Source organism: Tropicibacter sp. Alg240-R139 (assembly GCF_900537075.1).
Lineage (GTDB): Bacteria > Pseudomonadota > Alphaproteobacteria > Rhodobacterales > Rhodobacteraceae > Falsiruegeria.
In genome coordinates this window covers 277,956-303,287 of record NZ_UNRA01000004.1, presented here as the reverse complement: position 1 = coordinate 303,287, position 25,332 = coordinate 277,956, and the positions used below count along the sequence as shown (strand labels likewise).

Below are 25,332 nucleotides of genomic sequence, written 5' to 3'. Positions count from 1 at the left end.
GGCTAGCGTGCCCATGATGATGACGGACCTACAGGCGGGCAGATGCAAGAAGACAGAGCATTGATGCAATTGGCCCCACTGGGAACCCCGGTGGGCGATAGTGTTATCACGGTGAATACCGACGCCCCGACGGTAGAGGTTCGTGTCGCTCGACACCTTAGCGGGCGGGCCAAAGCCGCCATCGTGGTCCGGCTTTTGCTCAATGACGGCGCGGACATCCCGTTGGAGGAGTTGCCTGAAGAGTTGCAAACCAAGTTGACCGAACAAATGGGGGAAATCGGCCTGGTGGACCGCGTGACGCTCGGGGCCGTGGCGCATGAGTTTGCCGAAGCACTCGAAGGGATCGGGCTGTCGATGCCTCATGACCTGGCAGGAGCACTCAGTGTGCTGGACGGCAAGATCGGCGCACGCACTGCCGCCAAATTACGCAAGCAGGCAGGCGTCAAGCAATCGGGCGACCCGTGGGTTCGGCTCAAGGCTATGTCAGCCGCTGAACTGGCGGAACTGGCGCAGGCTGAAAGCACCGAGGTGGCCGCTGTTCTACTGTCAAAGCTCGACACCCCCAAGGCCGCCGAGATGCTGGGCCAACTGCCAGGACCCATGGCACGTCAGATCACCTATGCGGTGTCAAAAACTGGCAATGTTACGCCAGAAGCTGTTGATAGAATAGGGTTTTCCTTGGTTGCGCAAATGGACCAACGCCCGATCTCGGCCTTTTCTGATGACCCCGACAAACGTGTTGGTGCCATCCTTAACCAGTCTGCCGCAAACACCCGCGACGACATGCTGACCTCTCTGGATGCCGAGGACGAGGTATTTGCCACTTCTGTTCGCAAGATGATCTTTACCTTTGCCCACATCCCCGATCGGGTGAGCGAACGCGATGTTCCTGCTGTGGTGCGCGCCGTGGACCAGGAGGAGCTGGTGACTGCATTGGCGGCGGCAACCGACGAAAAGAACGCCCCTGTTAGTGAATTCCTACTTGGCAACATGTCCAGCCGCATGGCCGACAACCTGAGGGAAGAGGTTCAGGAACGTGGCACCGTCAAACGCGCCGATGGCGAACGGGCCATGAACGCGGTCGTCAACGCGGTCCGCGGTTTGGAAGAAGAAGGCACCATTACCCTGGTGGTTGAAGAAGAGGACGAAGAATAATCCCATAGCGCACTGACTTAATCGTGGTTACTTAAGGCAGCCGACCATTCTGTTCGAACCTAGTCCAGAACGCGCGTTCTGGGTCCGCACCCTTCTGTCATCAAATGACTTGGTGCAAAGGCATTGATGGTCTGGTGGCAATCGAAGCCCCAGATCACTGAGAAAGAGCCCTACCTAGGCAAGTGATATTATACACCATGTGCCTAGCGTCACTGCCAGGAAGCAAAGAACGCTGCGGTGTTTGTTAGGCCAAGCATTTCCCGCATGGACAGCCGTGCGGGCCGCGCCTATGACGTTAGCATGCTCACAATAATCGAGCGATGATCAGCTGCAGGCCGCGTATGATTTCATTGAACTGTTCCCGCCCATGACCAACGGGTCAGACACCCATAGCAAGGCCATACTTCTGATGGTTGGCGCAGTCCTGTTTTTCTCGCTGATGGATGCCTCGGTCAAGGCGCTGGCCCCACGCATCGGGGTAATCCCCAGCCTTTGGGCGCGTTATGCGGGTCAGATGCTGTTTGTTTTCATCCTGGTATTGCCCCGTCTGCATCGCGTGGTGCGCACCCGCTATCCCGGCTTGCAGTTCCTGCGCTCGCTCTTGCTGATGGGGGCCACCGGTTTCTTTTTTCTCGCGCTCACGCTGATCCCGCTCACCGACGCCTCGGCGCTGATGTCCGTAAATCCGGTCCTGATTACGCTGGGGGCTGCGCTGTTCCTGCGTGAACCGCTCGGACCCCGCCGAATCTTCGGTATCATAATTGCACTTTGCGGCGCGATCGTGATCATCCGCCCTGGCAGCAGCGTCTTTTCGCTGGCCTCGCTTTACCCGCTGGCCGCCGCCTGCTGTTACTCGGGCTATGCGCTGCTCACCCGCAAAGTCGGCCCGGACGAGGATGTCTGGACCTCGCTGTTTTACACCGGCCTTGTCGGCACCATCATCCTGAGCCTCGTTGCCCCACCTTACTGGACCATGCCAGATGCGACCGGATGGGGGTTGATTGCCCTGGTTTCAGGCTTTGGCACGATGGCGCAATTGCTGCTGATCCGGGCCTTTTCGCTTGGTCAGGCCTCAATGCTGGCGCCTTATGCCTATTGCGGGTTGGGTTTTGCCGCTGTCTGGGGCGCGGTGTTTTTTGGCGAGCGTCCCGACATCTGGACGATCTGCGGTGCGCTTGTGATCGCTGGGGCGGGACTATATGTGTGGCATCGCGAAACAAGAAACACCTGAGGCGCAGCCATGCCCGTTGAAAAATCAGAACTCTCCCGGTTTGAGCGGGCGAAATATCGTGCGTCTTTTTTCTTCCTGCGCGCCTTCATTGGCGGCATGCGCAAGCTGCCTTATGACACGCGGATCGCGACCATGGGGTGGATCGTCAGCGCAATCTCGCCCCTTGTGGGGTTCCGCAACCGCATCCGCAAGAATCTGAATCTGGCTTGTCCGGACCTACCAGAAGCCGAGGTCAAACGCCTGACCAAGGCCGTGCCCAACACAGCTGGCCGTGCCGTGATGGAACATTTTTCGCCCGAGGAATTCACCGAACGTCAGAAGAACGCCAAAGTTTCTGGTCCCGGGTTCGAAGCTTTTGAAAAGGCTTGCGCCGAGGGGCGCCCAGTCATGTTCATCACCGCCCATTTTGGGCATTATCTGGCCGCGCGCCCTGCCCTGCAACATCGTGTCGGCAAGCCTATCGGGTGCCTGTATCGCCGCATGGCGAACCCCTATTTCAACAAGATCTACGTCGAAGCCTTTCACAAGACCGGCAAACCGATGTTCGAACAGGGCCGCCGCGGCATGATGGAGATGGTTCGCTCGCTGAAAAAGGGCGGCATCATCGCGATTGTTTCGGACCTGCATGCCCATGGCGGCGAAGAGCTGCAATTCTTTGGTCAGCCTGCGGTGACATCCGTGCTGAACGCGGAATTGGCGATCAAGTACAATGCTGTGACCATCCCCTGCTACGCCGTGCGTGAACCCAACGGTCTGGATTTCGAGATCGTGCTTCATGACCCGATAGAACATAGCGATCCCACGACCATGACCCAGCAAATGAACGACGACCTCGAAGCTATCGTTCGCAAACACATGGATCAGTGGTTTTGGATTCACCGCCGCTGGAAAATGTGGAACGGCTTGGGGTCGGCTGACGGTTAATCCAGCTTGGCGGCTGCCACGATTGGGCCATAGCCAGGCACCTGCACCAACACGGCGGTTTTCAGGCCATCAGCCAAGTGCACGGTAAAAGTTGCGTCTGCGTTCCCGTCCCAGCGTCCCAGCAAGTTCAAACTGTCGACCACATTGGCGTAATCCAGATCGTGACCAGCAAGCTCACCTCGCTTGATGCTTGCGTGACGCATCGGGGCATACCGGACCAGTTGCACGGCATAGGTTCCTTTGGGCAGCTTATCGGATGCCGAAACGCTGACTTCGACCTCATTACCTGATTTGGTTGTTTCAACCGTGGCCATCGGGGCGCGGTCGCGATGCCGAGCAATAAGTTCCATCAACTCCATACCACGCGCACCAACCACGCTCTCGTTACCGTTGATCACCATTTGCGGGGTGTAAATCATCGTGCGCCCTCCAGATTGTGCGTACCCCTGCTGGCGCGTGGTGTGGGAAGGTTTGGCGTATTCGTCCTTCCATCCAATGTAGTCCCAGTAATCCACGTGCAGCGCTAGCCCCAGCACGTCGTCCCGTTGAGCCAATTTCTGCATCAGGGCATCGGCCGGGGGACAGGATGAACACCCCTGAGACGTATAAAGCTCGACAACAACCGGATTGCTGTTTTCGGCAAAAGCTGCGGTGGCCGACAACACGGTCAGGGCGATGGAAAAAAGGGCGCGTTTCATGGCTGGCACTATCCTGCTTGGGGTGATTACAGGTCTAGGACGCAGCGTAATCAAAGGCCAATCAAGGTTTCTTGAGAGGCAAGTGAATAAATCAATGTCCGCGCATTGCAAATTGCATACCATTGCATACATTTTTATCTAAGCAGCGCCATTCCCCTTGAAACACGACGCCCGGTCATGCAGAAAACCCATAGCAAAACCTCATTTTCACATCTCATTAGAGGGAAGCCACCTTATGCCCATCACCGTTGGACAAGACACCGCCAAGACACGCCGCGAGCTAAGCGTGAATGGCAAGACCATCTCGTATTTCTCGATCCCCGCCGCGACCGAGGCCGGGCTTGGTGATTTTTCCAAGCTGCCCGCCGCGCTGAAAGTCGTGTTGGAAAACATGCTGCGGTTCGAAGATGGCGACTTTTCCGTTTCGGTCGACGACATCAAGGCGTTTGCCGAATGGGGCGCGAACGGCGGCAAGAACCCGCGCGAGATTTCATACCGCCCTGCCCGCGTGTTGATGCAGGATTTCACCGGGGTTCCGGCCGTTGTGGATCTGGCGGCGATGCGTGACGGGATCGTGGGCCTCAAGGGCTCGGCGTCCAAGATCAACCCTCTGGTGCCGGTCGATCTGGTCATCGACCACTCGGTCATGATTGACGAATTCGGCAATCCGCGTGCGTTCCAGATGAACGTGGACCGCGAGTACGAGCGTAATATGGAGCGCTATACCTTTTTGAAATGGGGTCAGAACGCGTTTAACAACTTTCGCGTTGTGCCCCCCGGCACTGGCATCTGTCACCAGGTCAACCTGGAGTATCTGGCCCAGACCATCTGGACCGACACGGACCAGAACGGGGTCGAGGTCGCCTATCCCGATACGCTGGTGGGCACCGACAGCCACACCACCATGGTCAACGGGGTTGCGGTTCTGGGCTGGGGCGTTGGCGGGATCGAGGCCGAGGCCGCGATGCTGGGCCAGCCGATTTCCATGCTGATCCCCGAGGTGATCGGGTTCGAACTGACCGGTGCGATGACGGAAGGCACAACCGGCACCGATCTGGTGCTGAAAGTTGTTGAAATGCTGCGCGAAAAGGGTGTTGTCGGTAAATTCGTTGAATTCTATGGCGACGGTCTGGACCGTCTGCCTTTGGCCGACCGGGCCACCATCGCCAACATGGCACCAGAATACGGCGCCACCTGCGGCTTTTTCCCGATCGACGGCGAAACCATCCGCTACCTGACCAATACGGGCCGCGACGAGGACCGTATTGCACTGGTCGAGGCCTATGCAAAGGCCAACGGGTTCTGGCGCGATGCCGATTACGCCCCGATCTACACCGACACCCTGCATTTGGACATGGGCACGATTGTTCCGGCGATTTCCGGCCCCAAACGCCCGCAGGACTATGTCGCGTTGAGCGATGGCAAGACGGAATTCCTCCGCGAGATGGATGAGACCTTCAAACGCCCCATGGGCAAAGAAGTCGCCGTCGCGGGCGAGGATTACACCATGGAAAGCGGCAAAGTCGTCATCGCCTCGATCACGTCGTGCACCAACACCTCGAACCCCTATGTCATGATTGGCGCCGGTCTGGTGGCGCGCAAGGCCGCTGAATTGGGCCTGAACCGCAAGCCCTGGGTCAAGACCTCGCTGGCGCCGGGGTCACAGGTCGTGAGCGCCTATCTAGAGGCAGCAGGCCTGCAGGATGATCTGGACGCCATCGGGTTCAACCTTGTGGGCTATGGCTGCACCACCTGCATCGGCAACTCTGGCCCCATCCAGAAAGAGATCAGCGACGCCATTGCCGAGGGCGATCTGGTGGCAACATCGGTCCTGTCGGGCAACCGCAACTTTGAGGGGCGGATCAGCCCGGATGTGCGCGCCAACTACCTCGCCTCACCGCCGCTCGTGGTGGCCTATGCATTGGCCGGGACGTTGGACATTGACCTGTCGTCGGATGTGATCGCGCAGGACAAGAACGGCAATGACGTCTATCTGAAAGACATCTGGCCCTCGACCGAAGAGATCGCCGAACTGGTGCAGCAGACTGTAACCCGCGAGGCATTTCAGTCGAAGTACGCCGATGTCTTCAAAGGCGACGAAAAATGGCGCGGGGTCGAGGTTCCGCAGCAGGAGACTTATGATTGGCCCGCCAATTCGACCTACATCCAGAACCCGCCCTATTTCCAGGGCATGAGCGATGAGCCGGGCACCATCAAAAACATCAAAGGCGCCAAAGTGCTGCTGGTTCTGGGCGACATGATCACCACCGACCATATCTCGCCCGCCGGGTCCTTTGCCGCCTCATCGCCCGCTGGTCAGTATCTGATCGAGCGTCAAGTCCAGCCGCGCGAATTCAACTCTTACGGCTCGCGCCGGGGTAATCATGAGATCATGATGCGCGGCACCTTTGCCAACATCCGTATCAAGAACGAGATGCTTGATGGTGTCGAAGGCGGCTATACCAAAGGGCCGGATGGCGCGCAGACCAGCGTCTATGACGCCTCGATGGCGCATCAGGTCAATGGCACGCCTCTGGTGGTCTTTGGTGGCGAGCAATATGGTGCTGGGTCGTCGCGAGACTGGGCAGCCAAGGGCACCGCGTTGTTGGGCGTCAAGGCCGTGATTGCCGAAAGCTTTGAGCGCATCCATCGCTCGAACCTGGTTGGCATGGGCGTCATCCCGCTTGAATTCACCGGTGGGGACTCCCGCAAGTCGCTAGGTCTGACCGGCGAAGAAACCGTTACGATCACCGGTCTGGACAGCGTCCAGCCGCTGCAAGAGGTGCCCTGCTCGATCACCATGGCGGACGGCTCGGTAAAAGACATCACCCTGAAGTGCCGGATCGATACCGCGCCCGAGATTGAATACATCGAACACGGCGGCGTGCTGCACTACGTGCTACGCAATCTTGCCAAGTTGTAGGACGCTAGAACCTATCACGAAAAAACCCGGCCACAGCGCCGGGTTCTTTTGTTATCTTCTGGACCTTTGTCCTGGGTTTGGGCAGTCTTTGCAGGGTCACCCCCTGATCGGAGCCTGATAATGGGCAAACCCAACGCATTGCTTTTGTGTTCATTGATCGTCATCGCGACGGTCGGTGTCTGGGGCATCGTCGACATCGGCGGTCTGGTCGATTGGGCAGACGGAATCGTGCGCAAGACATTTCACAGCCGTGGATGGTTCGTGATGCTCTCGGCAAGTGGGATGCTGGTAAGTTGTCTATTCCTTGCCTTTTCAAAATACGGGAACATCCGCCTCGGTAAAGACGAAGATCGCCCCGAGTTTTCGACCCCATCGTGGATTGCCATGTTGTTCTCGGCGGGCATGGGCGTGGGTTTGCTGTTCTGGGCCGTGGCGGAACCCCTGACCCACTATCGCTTTATTGACGAATTCGAAGGATCGCCCGAAGCGGCTAGGCAGGCCATGCTGGCCACAAATTTCCATTGGGGGCTGCACGCTTGGGCCATCTATGGTTCAACAGCCCTGACTATCGCGTTCTTCAGCTTCAGGCGGGGCACCGGAATGATGGTCAGCGCACCGCTCATCTCGTTGTTCCCAGGCGAACGTTGGGCAAAAGCGGTGGGCTGGTTTTCGGATTTTTCCGCTATCATCGCGATTGCCATCGGAGTCGGTGGTTCCATGGCAATGGGCGTGTTTCAGGTCGCCGATGGCATTTCAGCTTTGACCAACTGGCCGGTGTCGTCCTACTTGATTGGCGGCGTTCTTGTGGCGATGGTTGCGGCTTATGTCCCTGCCCTGCTCATCGATCTGGGTCAGGGCATGGCCAAGCTTTCGAACACGGCAATGCTGATCGCAATCGCACTGGTGCTTTACACAATCATCCTCGGCCCGACCGAGTATCTATTAAACACCGTGGTGCAGAGCTTTGGAGATTATGTCGCGCATGTTATTCCGCGCGGATTTCAGACGTTTACCTTCTATGGCGACGCAGTGAACCAATGGTTCAGCGACTGGACGCTCACGTATATGGTCTGGTGGATCGCTTGGGGACCGTTTGTTGGTGTTTTCGTGGCCCGGATTTCCCGCGGACGCACGATCCGAGAGTTCGTTTTGGGCGTGCTCTTTGCTCCGACGCTGTTCTCGATTTTCTGGTTCAGCGCCTTTGGCGGCATCGGCCTGTTCGAGGCCCTGAACGGAGCCGGAGAACTGCTTTCGATGACTGAGACCAACGTCGAGCGGGTCACCTTTGGCCTGCTGGATCGCCTGCCCCTGACCCGGGTGACAACACTGGCGACGGTTCTGGCGGCCTTTTTGTTTATCGTCACCAGCGTGGTCAGCGCGGCCTTTGTGTTGGGGACGTTTTCAAGCGGTGGCGATGCGAACCCCGCGCCGCGCATCCGCCTGATTTGGGGTCTGCTTCTGGGCCTGCTAAGCGTCGCGATGATCCTGTCGGGCTCGGTCGACTCGGTGAAAATACTGATCTCGATGGGCGCGCTGCCCTTTGTCTTTATCTCGGTGATGCTGCTGGTCTGCCTGTTCCGCGGGCTTCGCGAAGAAAGGGTGCATCAAAATGCTGACCGGTGATCTGACGGATACCATGATGAACCTGACCACCTTTGCCTTTATCGGCGCGATGGTCTGGATCTTAGTGCGCAAGTGATCAGTTTCCGGCTGCCTGTTCCAGCGCCGGGCGAATCCGGCTTTCGATCACCCGCTGCGTGATTGGCCCGGCAAAGCGCAAAATGATGGTGCCATCGCCCGCGATCACATAGGTCTCGGGCACGCCATAGACGCCCCAATCCAGCGCCATGCGGCCCTGCTCGTCACGGCCAATGCCAGCGTAGGGATCACCAAGTTCATCAAGGAAGTCCGAAGCGTTGCCTTGTGAGTCCTTGTAGTTCACGCCGTAAACCGGAATGCCCTGCTCGGACAGCGCCTCAAGGCTGGGGTGTTCCGCACGGCACGGCGCGCACCAGCTGGCCCAATAGTTGACCAACTTGACCTTGCCATCACGCAAGGTGGCGTCGTCAAATCCGGTTTTACCCGGGAATTCAGTCATCACCACAGGCGGCGCTGGTTGCCCTTCGCGTGCTGATGGCAGGCTGTCAGGATCTTCGCGGAACATGCCGACAGCGGCGAGCAGCACGAAGCCGCTAAAGATCAGCGGCGGGGCGATCATCAGAGGTGAAAACTTAGCCATCTCGACGCACTCTCTTTTCGATCTCTTCCATCTCGGCGCGTACCTTGCGCCCGCGAAGAACAGACATCACCACCAAGACAACCAGCAACACCAGAGAGGCCGCATAGGCCGACAGCACGGTATCCGCGTATTTCCCCAAATCGGGCATCATGCGCTCATCCTTTCGCGGGCTTGCAGGGCCTTGATCCGGCGCGCCCGAATCTCGGTTCCGGTGCGGTAAAACACCAGTGCCACAAACAGCAGAACAAAACCGATCATGCAGATCAGCAGCGGGTAGAAATAGACATTGCTCACCTTTTCGGCGGTGTCTGCCCCGGTCACCGCTCCCGCGCGGAACACCGATGCCCCCTGATGCAGTCCCTGGTTCCAGAAGTTGACGGCATAGCGGCTGAGGATTGCGAACACGGACCCCACCAGACACAGGACCGAGGTCAGATCGGCGGCAGTGTCGGGGTCCTCGATCGACTCCCACAAGGCGATGTAGCCCAAGTAGAACAAGAACAGGATCAGGAACGACGTCAAGCGTGGGTCCCACTCCCACCATGTGCCCCACATCGGCTGGCCCCAGATCGCCCCGGTCACCAGCGCGATGAGGGTAAAAACGGCACCCACTGGCGCGGCAGCGCGAGCGGCCAAGGCACTCACATGGTGGCGACGGATCACCCAGATCAACGAGGTTACCAGCATCATCAGCCACGCATTGATCGCCATCAGCGCGGCAGGCACATGCAGGTAAATAATCTTGACAGTCGAACCCTGCTTGTAGTCGTCACCGGTGAAGAAAAACCCCCAGGTCAGCCCGACTACCAGACATAGGGCCGTGATGATCCACAGGCCGGGCAAAAACCGCTCGGTCGTGGACAGAAACTTTTTCGGGTTGGCGTATTCCCACAGGGAATTGAGCTTGGTGGTCTGTGTCATGTCTTGGTATCTAGCCCGGATTTCATACGGCCTCAATTCACATCGCTAGCGCAGATTGACGCGCAGCACAGCGGCGCTGGCGAACGGCAACAACGCGATGACCGCCGCCGTGATCCCGGCAAGCAGCAACAGCGGCGTCGAGGTCGCCATCCCCTCAGCCCCGCGACGCGCAACTTCGGCCCCGAAAATAAGCGTTGGCACGTACATCGGCAGCACCAGCAAGGACAGCAGCAGCCCACCACGTTTTAGGCCAACGGTCAGCGCCGCGCCGAATGTGCCAATCACCGACAGCGCAGGCGTGCCAACAAGCAGCGACACAACCAGCCACGCATAGCCCGGTGTCGGCAAGTTTAGCAGAACACCCAACACAGGGGCTGCCAGCACCAGCGGCAAGCCCGTGGTCAACCAATGAGCCAGCGCCTTGACCGTCACGACCGATTCCAACGGCAATGGTGCGGTTGCCAACAGATCAAGCGTCCCGTCCTCCCAATCCAGAGCCAAAAGACGATCGAGAGACAATAGACAGGCCAGCAAGGCCCCAAGCCACAAGACACCCGGTGCGATGACGGCCAGCAAAGCTGATTGCGGCCCAACCGAGAAAGGCACCAAAACGGTCAGGATCAGAAAGAACGCCAAACCCAGCCCAAATCCGCCACCGGCCCGGAGGGCAAGCCGCAGATCGCGTATCAAAAGCGCGATCACAGGAAGCCCCCATCAAAATCATCGAGCGCGGGCAGCTTGGCGCGAAACGCTCCGACATCGAGAACTTGCGCGTCCAGCCCAAGGTCGATGTGGGTTGCAATCAGCGCCGATCCCCCCTGCCCCAGATGCGCATGCACGGCGTCGGCAAACATCCCCACGGCGCGGGTGTCCAGCGATACGGTGGGCTCATCCAGTACCCAAATCGGACGACCGGTCACCAGCAAGCGCGATAGGCCAAGGCGACGTTTCTGTCCCGCAGACAGATTTCCGGCATGTCGGTCAGACAACTCGTTTAATTCAAACGCATCCAATGCGGGTTGGATGGAGCCCTGGCCAAAGACCGCGGCCCAGAACAACAGGTTCTCGGCAACCGTCAGCGTGGGTTTCAACCCATCGGAATGCCCGGCGTAAGCGATGGTCTCATCTGCGCCCTGCATGTCTCCAGCAACGGCGGGCTGCAAACCAGCGATGGTTCGCAAGAGTGTCGTCTTGCCGATCCCATTGGGGCCACGGATCACCAATGCCTGCCTCGGTGCAAGCGTCAGGTTCAGCCCTTCGAGGACGGGCACGCCACCCCGGGCGATGGTCAGGTTTGAGACGGTCAGTGTCATGAAACCCGCTTAGCCGATTGATGCATCACGCAAAAGGGGCGTTGTTGCCGCAAAGTTGGGAGCGAGTATCGTTCATGGTTCGCCATTGGTTCAAGAACCATGGACGATGCCCCTGGCGCTCCCCGGAATATTCTTGGCCAGATCAAGAAGCGGATCAGACAGGCAACGCGGCCAATGCGATGCGGCGGCCTTCGGACAACAGGACGTTGTAGGTGCGGCAAGCGGCGGGCGAATTCATCACTTCGACACCCAGGCCTGCGGCTTCGAGAGATTGGCGCAGGTCGGCGGGAACATGGGCGATCTCGGCGCCTGTACCGACAAAGAGCACGTCGATATCGTCTGCCAGAGCCAGCAGGGCTTCGGTATCCTCGTAACCGCCCCAGTTGGCGGTGCCATTGGGACCTGTAATAAGCCCGCCTTGAACCACGTTTCCACCCACGCGGAAGAACCCCGGTCCATATCCATCAACTGGGACCGCACCTGTGAATGACATCTCGTTCAGCTGCATCAGTGCGCTCCAGTGTTCCAGAAAGGCAGCCCCGAAATAGCCGAGGCAGCGATGATGACATAGGCGGCAGTGCGATACAGCCGCTCGCGGTCAGGATTGAAGATAGCAGTTCCGATGAGATTGCCAATGAATGTCGGCACAACCATGAACAGGCCGATCCAGGCGGCGGTGCCCACAAAGCCCCCCTGCAAGATCAGAGCAGTGAAAAACAAGATATCAAAAGCCCAGAGATAGAGCAGCGTGTTGGCACGAATCACTGTTGGGCCATGGCGGCTGGCCATGTAGAACAGGATCACAACCGGTCCCGGCAAGCCGGCGACGCCACCGACAAACCCTGCACCGCCGCCGATGCCATAGACCATCGGGCGCGAGACCTCTCCCGAATAGCGAAAGCCCGAGAGCAAAATTACCAGCATGATCAGCGCCAGCCCGGAAATGCCATAGCGATAGATGTCGGGGTCAGTGTTGCGAAGGATCAGCACACCAATTGGGACTGTGACAACCGTGCCAATCAGCAATCTGCGCAGGTCATTGCGGTGGCATTCACGCCAGGCGCGCGGCAGGATCGGCAGCGGACCAAAGGCGTCCATCACTGTCAGCACGATCACGGCCCAAACGGGGGGCAGCACCTGGGCAGCGGCGGGTAGAAACACCAGCGCCGTGCCAAAGCCCGAAAACCCGCGCACCACGGCGGCGACAAAGGCCGCCCCGGCAAGCCACCAGAGGCCCGACGTCTCAAGCGCCGCCAGAAGTGTCTCAGGCATCGATGTCTGCGTATTGACTGCCGGCGGTGTTCGACGGTTTGGACCAGTCGCGCTTGACGCCAAGATACAGCAGGATGGCTGAGGCCACGAAGACTGACGAATAGGTCCCCACGATCACGCCCCAGATCATCGCAAAGACAAACCCACGGATCACATCGCCACCGAGGACGTAAAGCGAAATCAGCGCAAGCAGGGTCGTGACCGACGTCATGACCGTTCGGCTGAGGGTTTCGTTGATGGACACGTTCAGAACCTCTTTGAGGTCCTTTTTCTTGTATTTGCGCAGGTTCTCGCGAACCCGGTCAAAGACGACCACAGTATCGTTCAGCGAATAGCCCACGATGGTCAGCAATGCGGCGATGATGGCCAGATCGAACTTGATCTGCAGTTCGGAAAAGATGCCGATGGTCAGGACCACGTCATGCACCAGCGCCGCAACCGCGCCAAGCGCGAACTGCCATTCAAACCGCAACCAAATGTAAACAAGCACCGCCCCGATGGCGAGCGCCACGGCCAGAACGGCGGTCTGGACCAGCTCGCCCGAAACCTTGGGTCCCACGGATTCAACCGAGGGGAACTTGATCTCGGGGTCCAGTGCCTGCAAGGCTGTCTGCACGTCGTTGACGACCTGAGCCGTGACTGATTCCGCGCCTTCTTGGGCTTGGATGCGGATCATGGCCACGTTTTCGTCGTCTTCAAAAGTTGGGTCGAACACCTCGGTGATCGAGATGTCACCCAGGCCAAGTGGGGCCATCGCGGCGCGATAAGCCGCGACATCCACGGGCTGTGCACTTTCAGTTCGCACCGTTGTACCGCCGCGGAAATCGATGCCGAAGTTCAGGCCCTGATAGGCGAACGACGCCATACCAACCACCATCATCAGGGCCGAAATACCCAACCACAGCTTCCAGCGGCTGAAAAAGTCGAACGAGGTACTTTGGGGGACAAGTTTCAGTCTCATATCAAACCTCGATCATCTTGGGGCGGCGGCGTTCGAACCAGATGACAATCATCAGGCGCGTCACGAAAATGGCGGTAAAGACCGAGGTCAAGATCCCCAGCCCAAGCGTGATGGCAAAGCCGCGCACAGGGCCAGACCCCATGGCAAACAGGATTACGGCCGTGATGAATGTGGTGATGTTGGCATCCAGAATGGCCGACAGCGCCTTTTCATAGCCCAGCTCGATGGCGCGCGCCGGGCCCTTGGCGGTTTTCAGCTCTTCGCGGATACGTTCAAAGATCAGCACGTTGGCGTCCACCGCCATACCGACCGTCAGCACGATACCAGCGATCCCCGGCAGGGTCAGCGTCGCACCGATTGTGGACAACAGACCAAAGATCAAGCCGACGTTGATGATGAGAGCGATGTTGGCAAAGATGCCAAACAGACCATAGCTGAGCGCCATGAACACCAACACGGCGACAAAGGCTACAACGGTTGCGATCTTACCCGCGTCAATGCTGTCTTGACCCAACTCGGGACCGATGGTGCGCTCTTCTAGGAACTCAAGCCCAGCAGGCAGGGCACCAGCTCGGAGCAAAACAGCCAGATTGGTGCTTTCCTCGACAGTGAAGCTACCTGTGATAATGCCCGAGCCGCCGGGAATGTGGCTTTGGATCACCGGGGCGCTGATCACCTCGTCATCCAAGACAATGGCAAAGGGCGAACCGATGTTGTCTCGGGTATAGTCGCCAAATTTGCGCGCACCGGATGTGTTGAACCGGAAACTGACCGCCGGGCGACCGTTTTGATCAAAGCTGGGCTGTGCATCGACCAGCTCTTCGCCGGTCACGACCGGCGCGGATTCGATTGTGTAGTAAACGCTGTCTTCGCCGATTGACGGGATGATTTCGTTTCCGACACCTGCGATTGCATTGGCGTCCGTGCCGCGCGACACAACCGGGTTGAATGTCAGCTGCGCGGTTGTCCCGATGATCTCTTTCAACTCAGACGCGCTGCCGATGCCCGGCACCTGAATCAGGATGCGGTCGGCGCCTTGGCGTTGGATTGTAGGTTCACGGGTTCCAACCTCGTCAATCCGGCGGCGGATGATTTCCAGCGCCTGACGCACGGTGCGGTCGTCCGACGCCAGCTTTTCTGCCTCGGACAGGCGCACGGTCAGAACATCGCCCTGCCCGCTTACCTCTATATCGGTGGAACCGGCACCGGTCAGTGATTGGATCGGGCGGGCCAATTCACGCACAACTTCTATCGCACGCGACATGCCCTCGGGCTGAGAGATGCGAACGCGAATCTCATCCGCAGGGGATTGCTGCAGTCGGACGGTGCCAATGGTGGCGCGTTCGGGACGCAAAACATCGCGGATTTCCGGCCACATGGCCTCCATCCGGCTGGCATAGACGTCCCGAACCTTGACCTCGGCCAGCAGATGGGCCCCACCGCGCAGGTCCAGACCAAGGTTGACCAGAGAGGATGGCATCCAGCCGGGCCAGTTTTCCGCCAAAACGAGCCGCTCGGGAGTTTCACCCTTCAGCTCGATCTCGGCGATCGCGTCGTTGCTTTGCTCGACGCGCGTGTAGAACGCATTCGGCAGGGCCATCAGCAGGCCGGTCACACAAACCAGCCAGATCAGAACCCGCTTCCAGGTATCAATTTGCAGCATTACCCTGCCTTTTGAATGTGTTATAGGTCGCGATTACTTTGCTGGCTCGGTCTTACTCAGAACCTGGGCGATGGTGGCCTTGACCACGCGCACCTTGACGTTTTCAGCCAGTTCAACCTCTAGCTCGCCGTCGTCTTTCACCTTCACAACCTTGCCGATCAGACCACCTTGAGTGATCACCTGATCGCCGCGACGCACAGCATCGACCATAGCCTGGTGTTCCTTGACCTTCTTCTGCTGCGGGCGGATCAGCAAGAAGTACATGATGGCAAAGATCAGGATGAGCGGCAGAAACTGACCGAGTGCACCAACGTCCATGGGATATTCCTTTGTGTCAGAGGCAAGGGGCTGTTCCCCTCGCAAATTTGGCCGGAACCTATGCGCAGACCGGGGGGTTTGCAAGGGAACCTGACGCCGCGCGGGACATCGACGTTGTCACGGCCCTGCTCTTTCTCGGGCACCGTTGCAGATAAGTCCTAGGCAGGCCCGCTCGCGCCGATATAGTCGAGTTAAGGGGAGAAGATCATGACACAGGAACGAACCGCGCTTTGGCCTCTCTGGCGCCAGATTTTGATCGGCCTGTGTTTTGTCCTGATCGCGATGACCCCACCACCGGCTCAAGCTCAGAGCGAGGTTCCCCCGCCGCCCTTGGCCGAAGAAGAACCCGACGGCACCTTTCAGGCCACCGTCATTGTCGACGGGCATGAATTGTTTCTATTGCGCGGCTCCAGCGCCCTGCCCGCGGCAGAACGGGTGGCTCTGGTTCAGGAACGCATCGTCGCGTTGGCCGCAAATTCCACCAAAAAGACCGTCGATATCACATTCCAGGAGACCGAACTGGGCATCGAGATCCTGGCCGATGGCACCCCCATCAGCATCGTGACGGCCGCTGATGGCGAGCTGGACCAGATGGATGTGGATGTGCTGGCTCAACTGCAGGGCGATGCAATCCGCGATGCCATTCTGTCCTATCGGAACGAACGCACGAACGAAGCCCGCGTCACCGGCGCAATCGAGGCAGGTCTATGGACCGTCGGGTTTGCGCTGTTCTCGGTCCTTATCTTTTGGCTGCGCAGGCGGTTCAAACTGGGAATCAATGCCATCGTGCGCCGAAACTTTGCCGAGGTTGAAACTGCCACCAATGAGCAAGTCCAGGCCGACGCCATCGCGGCCTTGATCCGGTTCGGCGTGAACTTCATCCTCTTCGTGCTCTTCTTCCTGGGCGCCTATTACTACCTGTCGTTCATCCTGCTGGCCTTTGCCGAAACCCGCTATGTGGCGCAGATCCTTCTGGTCTATGTGACCGAGCCGGTGCTCAATATCGTGCTGGGGTTCGTAGGCTATCTGCCCAATCTGATCACGCTGCTCATCATCGGCCTGCTGACCCAATACGTGATCAAAGGGATGCGGGTGTTCTTTGACGCGGTCGAGGCCGGGACCTTTCGCTTGCGCGATTTCGAAAAGCACTGGATCAACCCGACCTTCAACATCGCCCGCACGGTCATCATCCTGATCGCGTTGGTCTTTTCCTTTCCCTACATCCCCGGCTCGGATTCGGCGGCCTTTCAGGGGCTGACCATTCTTGTGGGGGCAATGCTGTCGCTGGGGTCAAACTCGGTCGTGGGCAATGTGATCGCCGGGCTGTTCGTGATCTATCGCCGCTCGACCTCGCTGGGGGACCGCATCCAGGTCGGTGAACACATCGGTGACGTGGTTCAGATCAAACTGATGGAGACGCATCTAAAGTCGATCAAGAACGAGCTGATCTCGATCCCCAACGCACAGCTTCTGAATTCTGAAGTGATCAACTACACCAAGAAAATCGACGGTTCGGGCCTGCTGCTGCACACCACCGTCGGCATCGGCTATGAAGAGCCCCCCGAAAAGGTCGAGGCGATGCTGATCGAGGCCGCGCACCGCACCAAGGACCTCAAGGCGCGCCCCGCCCCGTTTGTGCTGTGGACCGCGCTGGCCGATTACGCGATCAACTATCAAATCAACGCCTACACGACCCGAGGCGCATCCATCCCGCGCATCAAATCCGACCTGCACCGCAACATCATGGCGGTGTTCACGGAAAATGGCGTGCAAATCATGACGCCGTCCTACATCGCCGACCCGCCCGAGGCCAAAATCCCCCCCAAAGACTGGAGCGGCCAACTGGCCCATATGGACGACACCTAACCCTCGACCCTGACGTTCAATGGCGTCATAGTGTGCGCAACCTATTCGAGAGTTGTGTGTATCGCGAAACAATCAAACAAAATATCCGACTGGCTGGGGATCAACACCCTGCCCGATTTCACCAAGGCGCGTTGGTTGGGTGGGTTGATCTCAGTTGTTGGAACGATCCTAATCGTCGGCTTTGTTGGCCTTGTCTTCTACGAGTTCTTCTTGGCGCTCACTGGAATGGGTGGCTTCGAGGACACCGTGTCCCAAAGCGCCGCCATCCGCAACATCGGCCTTGTGGTTGCCGCTATCATCGGTGTGCCGTTTGTGATCTGGCGGACTGTTGTCGCTCAAAAGCAAGCGCATACAGCAAACGAAGCGCTGTTTAACGAAAAAATTATTGCTGCAAGCGCCGACCTTCACGCGACTCGACAAAGGTGGGATGACAATCTGAAGCAGAATATCTGGGAGGACGACATCGTCCGCCGCAACGTAGCTATCGACAGGCTCAAGGGGTTAGCAAATGAGCGGAAAGACGTCGCTCTCCGAATTTCGATGATGCTGAGCGTTTACGTTAGAGAACTGTCCAAAGAACATCCTCCTGTTCCGCCTCCTAAAGATATGACGCTAATCGAGTTGAGAGCATGGGCCAGAAATTTGACCGTCGTTCGCTCAGACATGGAAAACGCGACGCAAGTGCTAGGACGATTGACGAAATCTAGAGGAGTAAATTCGGAGGACATAGTCATCGATCTTCGCGAAGCCAATTTGCAGGGTTTCGATCTCAAGGATTTGAATTTCCAAGCGGCGAAGCTCACTGGGGCCCAGTTGCAGGGAGCAATGTTGCTCCGCACTAATATGCAACAGGCAAACCTTGAATTGGTGGGTGCACAATGGGCGAACTTTGGCTGGGCCGATATGAAAAGGGCGTCCATCAGTTTAGCAGACATGCAAGGGGCAAACCTAACCGGCGCAAAGTTGCAACGAGTGTTCTTCATCGAGGCACAAATGCAGCAAGTTGACCTCACACGTGCAGATCTACGGGGCGCAAGCCTTTTAAGTGCGAAAATGCAAGGGGCAGACCTCAGTTTTGCAGATTTACAAGAGGCCTACTTCGATTCAGCCGACATGCAAGCCGTCGACCTAACAGGGGCCAAAATGCAAGGCACGAACTTTGGGTCAGCAAAGATGCAAGGGGTAAACTTAGTCGGGGTAAAAGTGAGCGCTTCGACCAGTCTTGAGGCCACCTCTCTCCGCGGTGCAGCTTTGAAGCTGACTGATTATTCAGATTTAATTCTGTCTCAGCTTCAAATCGACGAGACATTCTACGACGGCTCGGTGACTTTACCAAAAGGTTTAACTAGAGCAATCGACAGGGACGAAACATTAGAAATCAGTAAATTCCTTGAACAGTGGCATGTCTTTCCTAACGTAATCGACTTTGATCCTGACGACTCCTCGACATGGGACAGCCCAAACGCGGAGTGACATTCAGGGGCTGCCCAGCCTTTGTCCGAGCGGGACAGGTTGACAGCTTCGCACCCTCTACCCTTCCCCCCGTACATCAGGCATAACGCCCACAGTTGAATCACCCAAAGGGACAAGACCCATGCACGACATCCGCGCTATTCGCGAAAATCCTGCCGCCTTTGATGCCGCTCTGGCACGCCGTGGGGATGATGCGATGTCGTCGTCGCTGTTGGAACTGGACGAGGCGCGCCGGGCCAAGATTCTGGCGGCCGAGACCGCTCAGGCCGAGCAGAACAAGGCCGCCAAGGCCATTGGGGCCGCCAAGGCCAAGGGCGATGAGGGTGAATTCGAGCGGCTGCGCGCCGAGGTTTCCGCCAAAAAGGCCGAAGTGGCCACGATGCAGACCGAGGCCAAAGAGCTGGACGCCAAGCTGACCGATCAGCTGGCCCGCATCCCCAACCTGCCCGCCGACGATGTGCCCGAGGGCGCGGATGAGGACGACAACGTCGAGGTGACCCGCTGGGGCACCCCGCGTGAGCTGGGTTTTGCCCCCAAAGAGCATTTCGACATCCCCGCCGTGGCTGCGGCGATGGACTTTGAAACCGCCGTCAAAACATCCGGCAGCCGGTTTGTGAACCTGACCAAGGGCGTCGCCCGTATTCACCGCGCGCTGGCGCAGTTCATGCTGGACACCCATGTGGACAAGAACGGGCTGACCGAGACGCAGACCCCGGTTCTGGTGCGCGATGAGGCGATGTATGGCACCGACAAGCTGCCCAAATTCGGCGATGACAGCTATCAGACCACCAATGGCTGGTGGCTGATCCCGACGTCTGAAGTGACGCTGACCTATTCGGTGGCCGGTGACGTTCTGAATGAGGCCGACCTGCCCCGCCGCATGACCGCGCACACCGCCTGTTTCCGTTCCGAAGCGGGCAGTGCGGGCAAGGACACATCGGGCATGCTGCGTCAGCACCAGTTCGAAAAGGTAGAGATGGTGTCAGTGACCCACCCCGACAAATCGGACGACGAGCAAAAGCGCATGCTGCGCTGCGCCGAGGATCTGCTGGAACAGCTGGGCATTCCTTATCGCACCGTCATACTGTGCACCGGCGACATGGGCTTTGGTGCGCGCCGGACCTTTGACATCGAGGCCTGGTTGCCCGGTCAGGACACCTATCGCGAAATCTCTTCCGTTTCGAGCACAGGTGCATTCCAGGCTCGCCGCATGAACGCCCGGTTCAAGCCTGCTGATGGCAGCAAGCCGCAATTCGTGCACACGCTGAATGGTTCTGGCCTGGCGGTGGGGCGGTGCCTGATTGCGGTGCTGGAAAATGGTCAGAACGCAGATGGCACCGTAACCCTGCCGCAGGTTCTGGCACCTTATATGGGCGGCAAAACCACGTTGCGGTTGGACGGCAACCTGGGCTGAACCTAGGGGGCTGATCGCCCGCTGAAACAAGAACCAAAATGGCGAGGAAGGTTACTTCTTCGCCTTTTTCTTATCCTTCTTCTTGGATGTCTTGCCTTTCGGCTTGTTCTTAGATTTGTCTTTATCCTTGGACTTGGCCTTTTTGTCCTTTTTGGCCCAGGCGTTCGATTTCGCCTTTTCCTTGGCCTTCTGGATCTTGGCCTCAAGCTCTTCGATCTTCTTTGCTGCCTTTGCCGCCTTGGCCTTGGTCTTGGCCTTCTTCTTGGCCTTTTCCGCCTCTTTATGCGCTTTCTCATCCTTGCGGGCCTTCTCGGCCTCTTTGCGCATCTTTTCAGCGGCTTGCGCTTTGGGCTTCACAGCAGCTGTCTTGGCCGCCGCCGAAGACACCGTCGGCTTGACCGTTGCCTTGGCAGGGGCTTTGCGCGTGACAGGTGTCCGGGCGCCAGATTTGCGGGGCGCGGCTTTGCGGGCTGGTTTTGATGCGATCGCTTGCGCCGTAGTTGCGTCGGCCCTGGCCGCCGCCAAAAGCGCTTTGGCGCGCGCTGCCCCGACGCGAGGGACCTGCCTCAACTGCTCCTCCGTCGCGCCAGCTACATCTTCGAGCGACTTAAATCCAGCCGCACTCAACGCTTGTTCCAGTGCTTTACCGACACCCCGCAAAGAGGAAACAGATGTCATTATAAGTCCTTTCAATTCAACGTCTTCATCTCTTGAAAAATTGTATATACATTAGATATACAAACTGCGAATAGCGGGCCCTCAGGTCCATTTTACTGGACAAGCGCTCCTTCGTTTTTGTCCGCCCTATTGGCTTTTGGGAAAGGAACGAGACGCTTGTTGTCCTCGTCCCAGAGTTTGAGGTTGAGCGCACCAATTGCCTCGGGGAATTTGATCCGGCGCGGCGCAACCTCAGGCGGCAGGCTGTAATGGCACGCTCGCAGGCGGTACGACGGTATACGTGCATTGAAATGATGAATGTCGTGCAGGGTAATACAGGCCACAATCAAATCAAAGAACCAGCCGAAATCCAACGCTGATGACCCCTGCAGGGCCGCGATCTGCGGATCGAGATCAGGGCGGCGATCCCAATATGTGTCCTCAAAGTTATGCTGCAAGTAGACAAGAAACACGCCAATCATCCCGCCCAGGAAAGAAAACACCAGCCACACCAATACGCCGGTTGATCCGGCCAGGGCATAGAGCGCACTCAGATAGACCAGGATCGAAAGATTGTGCAGCAAGACGCCCACTAGACCGAAACGCATGGTATTCTTGGGCCAGCGGTAGCGTACAAAATAGGTAAAGGCCGCACCCACAGGCACCAGCACAAACGGGTTGCGATAGAGCCGGTAGAACAGGCGTGGCCAAAAGCCGGCCGCGTTCCATTCGCGCAGGGTCATGGTGTTGATCTCACCTGTTTCGCGATGATCCAGGTTCCCGATGCCGCCGTGATGCAGGTTGTGGTTCTGCTTCATCACCTCAAACGGCGCAAAGGTGAACGGGGACAGGCCATGGCCTGCCAATTCGTTCTGCTGACGGGTCTCAAACAGGGAATGATGGCCGCAATCATGTTGCAGCACGTAAAGGCGCACGGCGGAAAAGGCGTGCACTATCCCCGCCGGCAGCATCAAATACCAGACGTCCACAAATGTGATGGCCAGGTAAAGCGATAAGAAATAGACCGCAAATGTGGCGAAGTAGCTGAGCTTCGCAAGTCGGTTGTCTTTCTTGCAATAGGCCCGCGTATGTTCCCGTAGATCCATGCCCTTCCTCTCCCCTGGATGGCCCGGTTCATTTCAACTTAATCATTTCAAAGCCCATCCCAGTCCGAGGGGTTGGGTAAAAACTTGTGCGTTAACAACATGCTTAGCCGGGTTTTTATAGCGCGTCACCCGTGTTGATGGCAACTTGGGTGAAATCATGACGTCGGGTCGAGGCAATTCGGGGGGCTCCCGCCCGTCGTCGAGGCCCCTTACGGGGCATCTTCTCCCGTTGGGCCAAGCAGGCGCGGGCTGCGCCCGCGACTGCTTGGCGCCTGTGGCCACCCGATGAAGGCACATCAAAGCGGCGGAGTAATTTTCCAACTCAGGAACTGGGACGTCCCTTGAGGTGTTTGCTTAGTTTGCTGGGTTGTTTCTTGCGCTTGCCCTTGAAGGGGTTCTTGTCCCCTTGCCCGCGCAACACCAGACGGATTGGGGTTCCGGGCATGTCGAAATCCTCTCGCAGCCCGTTCACCAGATAGCGGGAATAGCTGTCCGGGGTCTTGTCTGGGCGTGAACACATGACAACGAAATGCGGCGGGCGCGTCTTGGCCTGGGTCATATAGCGCAATTTGATGCGTTTGCCCTGGGGTGCCGGTGGCGGGTGCTGTTCAAGCATTCCGATCAGCCAGCGATTCAATGCGGCCGTCGGAACGCGGCGATTCCAGACGTCATGTGCGCGCAGGATGGCGTCGTGAAGGCGTTCCAGCCCTCGGCCCGTTTTGGCCGACACCGTGATCAAAGGAGCGCCTCGCAGCTGCGGCAGCAGGCGATTGAATGCTTCTTTCAGGTCACGCAGTTTTTCCTGCTTGTTCTCTTCGACATCCCATTTGTTGACCGCGACAACAACAGCCCGTCCTTCGCGTTCGGCCAAATCCGCAATCCGCAAGTCCTGCTGTTCAAACGGAATCTCTGCATCCAGCAAGACCACCACAACTTCGGCAAACTTTACCGCGCGCAAACCATCCGAAACCGAAAGCTTTTCCAGCTTTTCCTGCACTTTGGCCTTTTTGCGCATGCCAGCAGTGTCAAAAATCCGCATCGGCGTGCCGGACCATTCGGTGCGCAGCGAGATGGCATCACGGGTGATTCCAGCCTCTGGCCCGGTCAGCAGACGGTCTTCACCCAGGATCTTGTTGATCAGTGTCGATTTACCCGCGTTAGGACGCCCGACAACAGCCACCTGCAACGGTTTGTCCGCCGTAATCGCGGGAACCTCAAACTCGTCATTGTCGTCTTCGGACAACTCAACGTCAGTGACAGGCGCATCCTCTTCGGCCTTCTCGGCCATCTTGTCGGCCAACGGCATCAGGTGAGTATAAAGTTCGTTCATCCCTTCGCCGTGCTCGGCGGACAGTCGAACGGGTTCGCCCAGGCCCAGAGCAAATGCTTCGAGCACACCTGCATCTGCGGCCGATCCTTCGCCTTTGTTGGCGGCCAGAATCACGTGATCGGCACGTTTGCGCAGAATATCGGCGAAGATCTCGTCCGTAGGCGTGACGCCCGTGCGCGCGTCGATCATGAACAGACACACGTCAGCCATGTCCACAGCACGCTCGGTCAGGCGACGCATGCGGCCCTGCAGGCTGTCGTCGGTCGCGTCCTCCAGACCGGCGGTGTCGATCACGGTAAAGCGCAGGTCGCCAAGGCGGGCCTCGCCTTCGCGCAGGTCACGTGTGACCCCCGGTTGGTCATCGACCAGGGCCAGGCGTTTGCCCACAAGGCGGTTGAACAGAGTGGATTTGCCCACATTGGGGCGCCCCACGATGGCGAGGGTCAGCGACATGGTTCCAAACTTTGCAAAGGACTCAAGATGCGCCCTTTAGCGCATCTGGTCGTCAACGGAAAGCGTGCAATTGCCCTTTGGCGCCGACAACGTAAAGCGTGTTGCCTGCAACCACAGGGCCTGTCGTGGCGCCACCAGGGACCGGAACCTGCCCCAGAAGAGCGCCATCAGTTGGGTTATAGAGCCGCAGATAGCCATCATTTGAGGCCAAAACTATGCGCCCACCGGCCAGAATCGGACCATAGTGAGCAAAGATCGCGCCGCGTTTTCTGGGCTTGTCTTTGACGAACCCCGGCAGATCGCGTGCCCAGATCACCGACCCGTCTGACGCGCTCAACCGCATCAGCTGGCTTCGGTCACTGACCAGGAACACACTGTCTCCAACAGGCCAAACCGGTCCAATTGCGCCTTCGGTCGCGGTCCACTTGCGTTCGCCGGATTCGGTGGAAAAGGCTACGGTACGGCCCGAGTGGTTGGCAGTATAGACGGTGCTGCCCGAAACCACTGGACTACCGGTCACATCCCCGATGCGCGAGGCGGCGCGTCCTTTACGCTCCCCTGTTACCGAGGCAAACCAACGCCGGATGCCACCCTTGCGAAACGAGGCAACGATATCGCCAGAACCAAATGCAAAGATCACCAGATCCGAAGTCAATGCCGGAGCCGGAGCACCCAAAACGTTGCCGACACTTGGCGTGCCGCTCAATTGCCAAGCAATGCGACCGTCTTTGGTGTTGATGGCCCAGGCAGTTTCATCGCCCGCCACAAGATACAGAAGGCCGTCGCGCACAGTAGGCGTACCGCTGCCAGTGGCGTTCAACCTTTGACGCCAACGCACAGCGCCCGTCTTGGCATCCAGCGCGGTCAAGCGGCCAAATCCGGAAGATACGTAAAGCACGCCCCCATCATAAGCCATACCACCCCCGGTTGCCTGGCCAGCATCCTCACCATCGGGCACAAGGTTGGTTGACCACACGACGCCACCATTCGGCGCAACGCCAGTCACGATAGCGCCGGAATCGAGCGTATAAATCAGCCCCCCCGCCACAACCGGATCAGCAGTGATCCGGCGACGTTTTTCATCGCCATCCCCGATTGGAGTAGACCAGATCAGCTGAGGTGAGGCCCGCATTGCGGCGTTATTGGTGCGAAACGCCGGCGTGCCGTAGTTCTGTGCCCAGGTCGTGTTGCTCACCTGTTTTGGCAGGCTGATCGGTTTGGACTGGTTTACGGCCTCAACCGGCGCATCTGCGCCGCGAATGTCCTCTCGCTCACCCGGTAGGATGACCTCGGGCTCTGCGCAGGCCGACAAGAGCAGCAGTGATCCGCCCAAAAACGCGGCCCCGACACGGGAAACGGAAAACTTTGCAATCATCGCTCTGGCCTGTTGTCCTGTTCAATTCCTGTTAAGCCCG

The 25,332-nt window shown here is 58.2% G+C and carries 23 protein-coding genes; 8 read left to right on the top strand and 15 right to left on the bottom strand.

Translation table 11 applies throughout. The annotated features are described in order from the left end of the window. The first annotated feature begins 42 nt into the window (after positions 1-42). From G6R15_RS17145 to G6R15_RS17135, 3 genes are all read left to right on the top strand, one after another. Positions 43-1,155, top strand: a complete 1,113-nt coding sequence (locus tag G6R15_RS17145) for a flagellar motor switch protein FliG (protein ID WP_240336794.1) — start codon at positions 43-45, stop codon at positions 1,153-1,155. Positions 1,156-1,522: 367 nt separating this feature from the next. Beyond that, entirely contained in the window at positions 1,523-2,386 is an 864-nt protein-coding gene (locus tag G6R15_RS17140; protein WP_164661199.1) for a DMT family transporter, read from the top strand. 9 nt (positions 2,387-2,395) lie between these two features. Continuing rightward, entirely contained in the window at positions 2,396-3,310 is a 915-nt protein-coding gene (locus tag G6R15_RS17135; RefSeq protein ID WP_164661198.1) for a lysophospholipid acyltransferase family protein, read from the top strand. Here the strand turns inward: G6R15_RS17135 and G6R15_RS17130 are convergent. After that, complete coding sequence (locus tag G6R15_RS17130) at positions 3,307-4,008, bottom strand: thioredoxin family protein (RefSeq protein ID WP_164661197.1); 702 nt, start codon at positions 4,006-4,008, stop codon at positions 3,307-3,309. The two genes, G6R15_RS17135 and G6R15_RS17130, sit on opposite strands and share 4 nt — an antisense overlap. Before the next feature lie 235 nt (positions 4,009-4,243). On the opposite strand from G6R15_RS17130, the gene acnA reads away from it, so the two are divergent. After that, complete coding sequence (acnA, locus tag G6R15_RS17125) at positions 4,244-6,931, top strand: aconitate hydratase AcnA (protein WP_164661196.1); 2,688 nt, start codon at positions 4,244-4,246, stop codon at positions 6,929-6,931. A gap of 120 nt (positions 6,932-7,051) precedes the next feature. Beyond that, the gene (locus G6R15_RS17120) at positions 7,052-8,554 is read left to right on the top strand and encodes a BCCT family transporter (RefSeq protein WP_164661195.1); all 1,503 of its coding nucleotides are present in this window, start codon (positions 7,052-7,054) and stop codon (positions 8,552-8,554) included. A 76-nt stretch (positions 8,555-8,630) separates the two neighbouring features. On the opposite strand, the gene G6R15_RS17115 is transcribed toward G6R15_RS17120, so the two are convergent. From G6R15_RS17115 to yajC, 10 genes are all read right to left on the bottom strand, one after another. Next, positions 8,631-9,170, bottom strand: a complete 540-nt coding sequence (locus G6R15_RS17115; protein ID WP_164661194.1) for a DsbE family thiol:disulfide interchange protein — start codon at positions 9,168-9,170, stop codon at positions 8,631-8,633. Then, positions 9,163-9,321 (bottom strand): heme exporter protein CcmD, encoded by a 159-nt coding sequence (ccmD, locus tag G6R15_RS17110; protein ID WP_205520549.1) that lies wholly within the window; start codon positions 9,319-9,321, stop codon positions 9,163-9,165. Before ccmD ends, G6R15_RS17115 begins: the two co-directional genes overlap by 8 nt. Next, positions 9,318-10,091 carry a heme ABC transporter permease gene (locus G6R15_RS17105; RefSeq protein WP_164661193.1) on the bottom strand — a complete coding sequence of 258 codons (774 nt, stop codon included), beginning with the start codon at positions 10,089-10,091 and terminating at the stop codon, positions 9,318-9,320. The genes ccmD and G6R15_RS17105 overlap by 4 nt, the downstream gene beginning before the upstream one ends. A gap of 45 nt (positions 10,092-10,136) precedes the next feature. Further along, a complete protein-coding gene (ccmB, locus tag G6R15_RS17100; RefSeq protein ID WP_164661192.1) occupies positions 10,137-10,793 on the bottom strand; it encodes a heme exporter protein CcmB in 657 nt (218 codons plus the stop codon). Then, entirely contained in the window at positions 10,790-11,404 is a 615-nt protein-coding gene (gene ccmA, locus G6R15_RS17095; protein ID WP_164661191.1) for a heme ABC exporter ATP-binding protein CcmA, read from the bottom strand. Before ccmA ends, ccmB begins: the two co-directional genes overlap by 4 nt. A gap of 154 nt (positions 11,405-11,558) precedes the next feature. Continuing rightward, entirely contained in the window at positions 11,559-11,912 is a 354-nt protein-coding gene (locus G6R15_RS17090) for an Mth938-like domain-containing protein (protein WP_164661190.1), read from the bottom strand. Beyond that, positions 11,912-12,676, bottom strand: a complete 765-nt coding sequence (locus G6R15_RS17085) for a sulfite exporter TauE/SafE family protein (protein WP_164661189.1) — start codon at positions 12,674-12,676, stop codon at positions 11,912-11,914. The genes G6R15_RS17090 and G6R15_RS17085 overlap by 1 nt, the downstream gene beginning before the upstream one ends. Then, positions 12,669-13,637, bottom strand: a complete 969-nt coding sequence (gene secF / locus G6R15_RS17080; RefSeq protein ID WP_164661188.1) for a protein translocase subunit SecF — start codon at positions 13,635-13,637, stop codon at positions 12,669-12,671. Before secF ends, G6R15_RS17085 begins: the two co-directional genes overlap by 8 nt. Position 13,638: 1 nt before the next feature. After that, positions 13,639-15,300 (bottom strand): protein translocase subunit SecD, encoded by a 1,662-nt coding sequence (gene secD, locus G6R15_RS17075; protein WP_164661187.1) that lies wholly within the window; start codon positions 15,298-15,300, stop codon positions 13,639-13,641. 33 nt (positions 15,301-15,333) lie between these two features. Next, a complete protein-coding gene (gene yajC / locus G6R15_RS17070) occupies positions 15,334-15,618 on the bottom strand; it encodes a preprotein translocase subunit YajC (protein ID WP_164661186.1) in 285 nt (94 codons plus the stop codon). A gap of 207 nt (positions 15,619-15,825) precedes the next feature. Here yajC and G6R15_RS17065 point away from each other — a divergent pair, with 207 nt between their 5' ends. From G6R15_RS17065 to serS, 3 genes are all read left to right on the top strand, one after another. Further along, positions 15,826-17,484, top strand: a complete 1,659-nt coding sequence (locus tag G6R15_RS17065; RefSeq protein WP_240336793.1) for a mechanosensitive ion channel family protein — start codon at positions 15,826-15,828, stop codon at positions 17,482-17,484. 54 nt (positions 17,485-17,538) lie between these two features. Continuing rightward, the gene (locus G6R15_RS17060; RefSeq protein WP_164661185.1) at positions 17,539-18,957 is read left to right on the top strand and encodes a pentapeptide repeat-containing protein; all 1,419 of its coding nucleotides are present in this window, start codon (positions 17,539-17,541) and stop codon (positions 18,955-18,957) included. A 121-nt stretch (positions 18,958-19,078) separates the two neighbouring features. Further along, the gene (serS, locus tag G6R15_RS17055) at positions 19,079-20,371 is read left to right on the top strand and encodes a serine--tRNA ligase (protein WP_164661184.1); all 1,293 of its coding nucleotides are present in this window, start codon (positions 19,079-19,081) and stop codon (positions 20,369-20,371) included. A gap of 51 nt (positions 20,372-20,422) precedes the next feature. Here serS and G6R15_RS17050 read toward each other — a convergent pair whose 3' ends face one another. The 4 genes from G6R15_RS17050 to G6R15_RS17035 all read right to left on the bottom strand — a co-directional run bounded on the left by G6R15_RS17050 (position 20,423) and on the right by G6R15_RS17035 (position 25,292). Beyond that, the gene (locus G6R15_RS17050) at positions 20,423-21,049 is read right to left on the bottom strand and encodes a helix-hairpin-helix domain-containing protein (RefSeq protein WP_164661183.1); all 627 of its coding nucleotides are present in this window, start codon (positions 21,047-21,049) and stop codon (positions 20,423-20,425) included. 92 nt (positions 21,050-21,141) lie between these two features. Further along, positions 21,142-22,134, bottom strand: coding sequence for a fatty acid desaturase (locus G6R15_RS17045; RefSeq protein WP_164661182.1), 993 nt, complete (start codon positions 22,132-22,134; stop codon positions 21,142-21,144). A gap of 322 nt (positions 22,135-22,456) precedes the next feature. After that, positions 22,457-23,917: a ribosome biogenesis GTPase Der gene (gene der, locus G6R15_RS17040; protein WP_164661181.1), complete on the bottom strand. Its 1,461-nt coding sequence runs from the start codon at positions 23,915-23,917 to the stop codon at positions 22,457-22,459. A 52-nt stretch (positions 23,918-23,969) separates the two neighbouring features. After that, positions 23,970-25,292 (bottom strand): PQQ-like beta-propeller repeat protein, encoded by a 1,323-nt coding sequence (locus G6R15_RS17035; protein ID WP_164661180.1) that lies wholly within the window; start codon positions 25,290-25,292, stop codon positions 23,970-23,972. Positions 25,293-25,332: the final 40 nt, after the last annotated feature.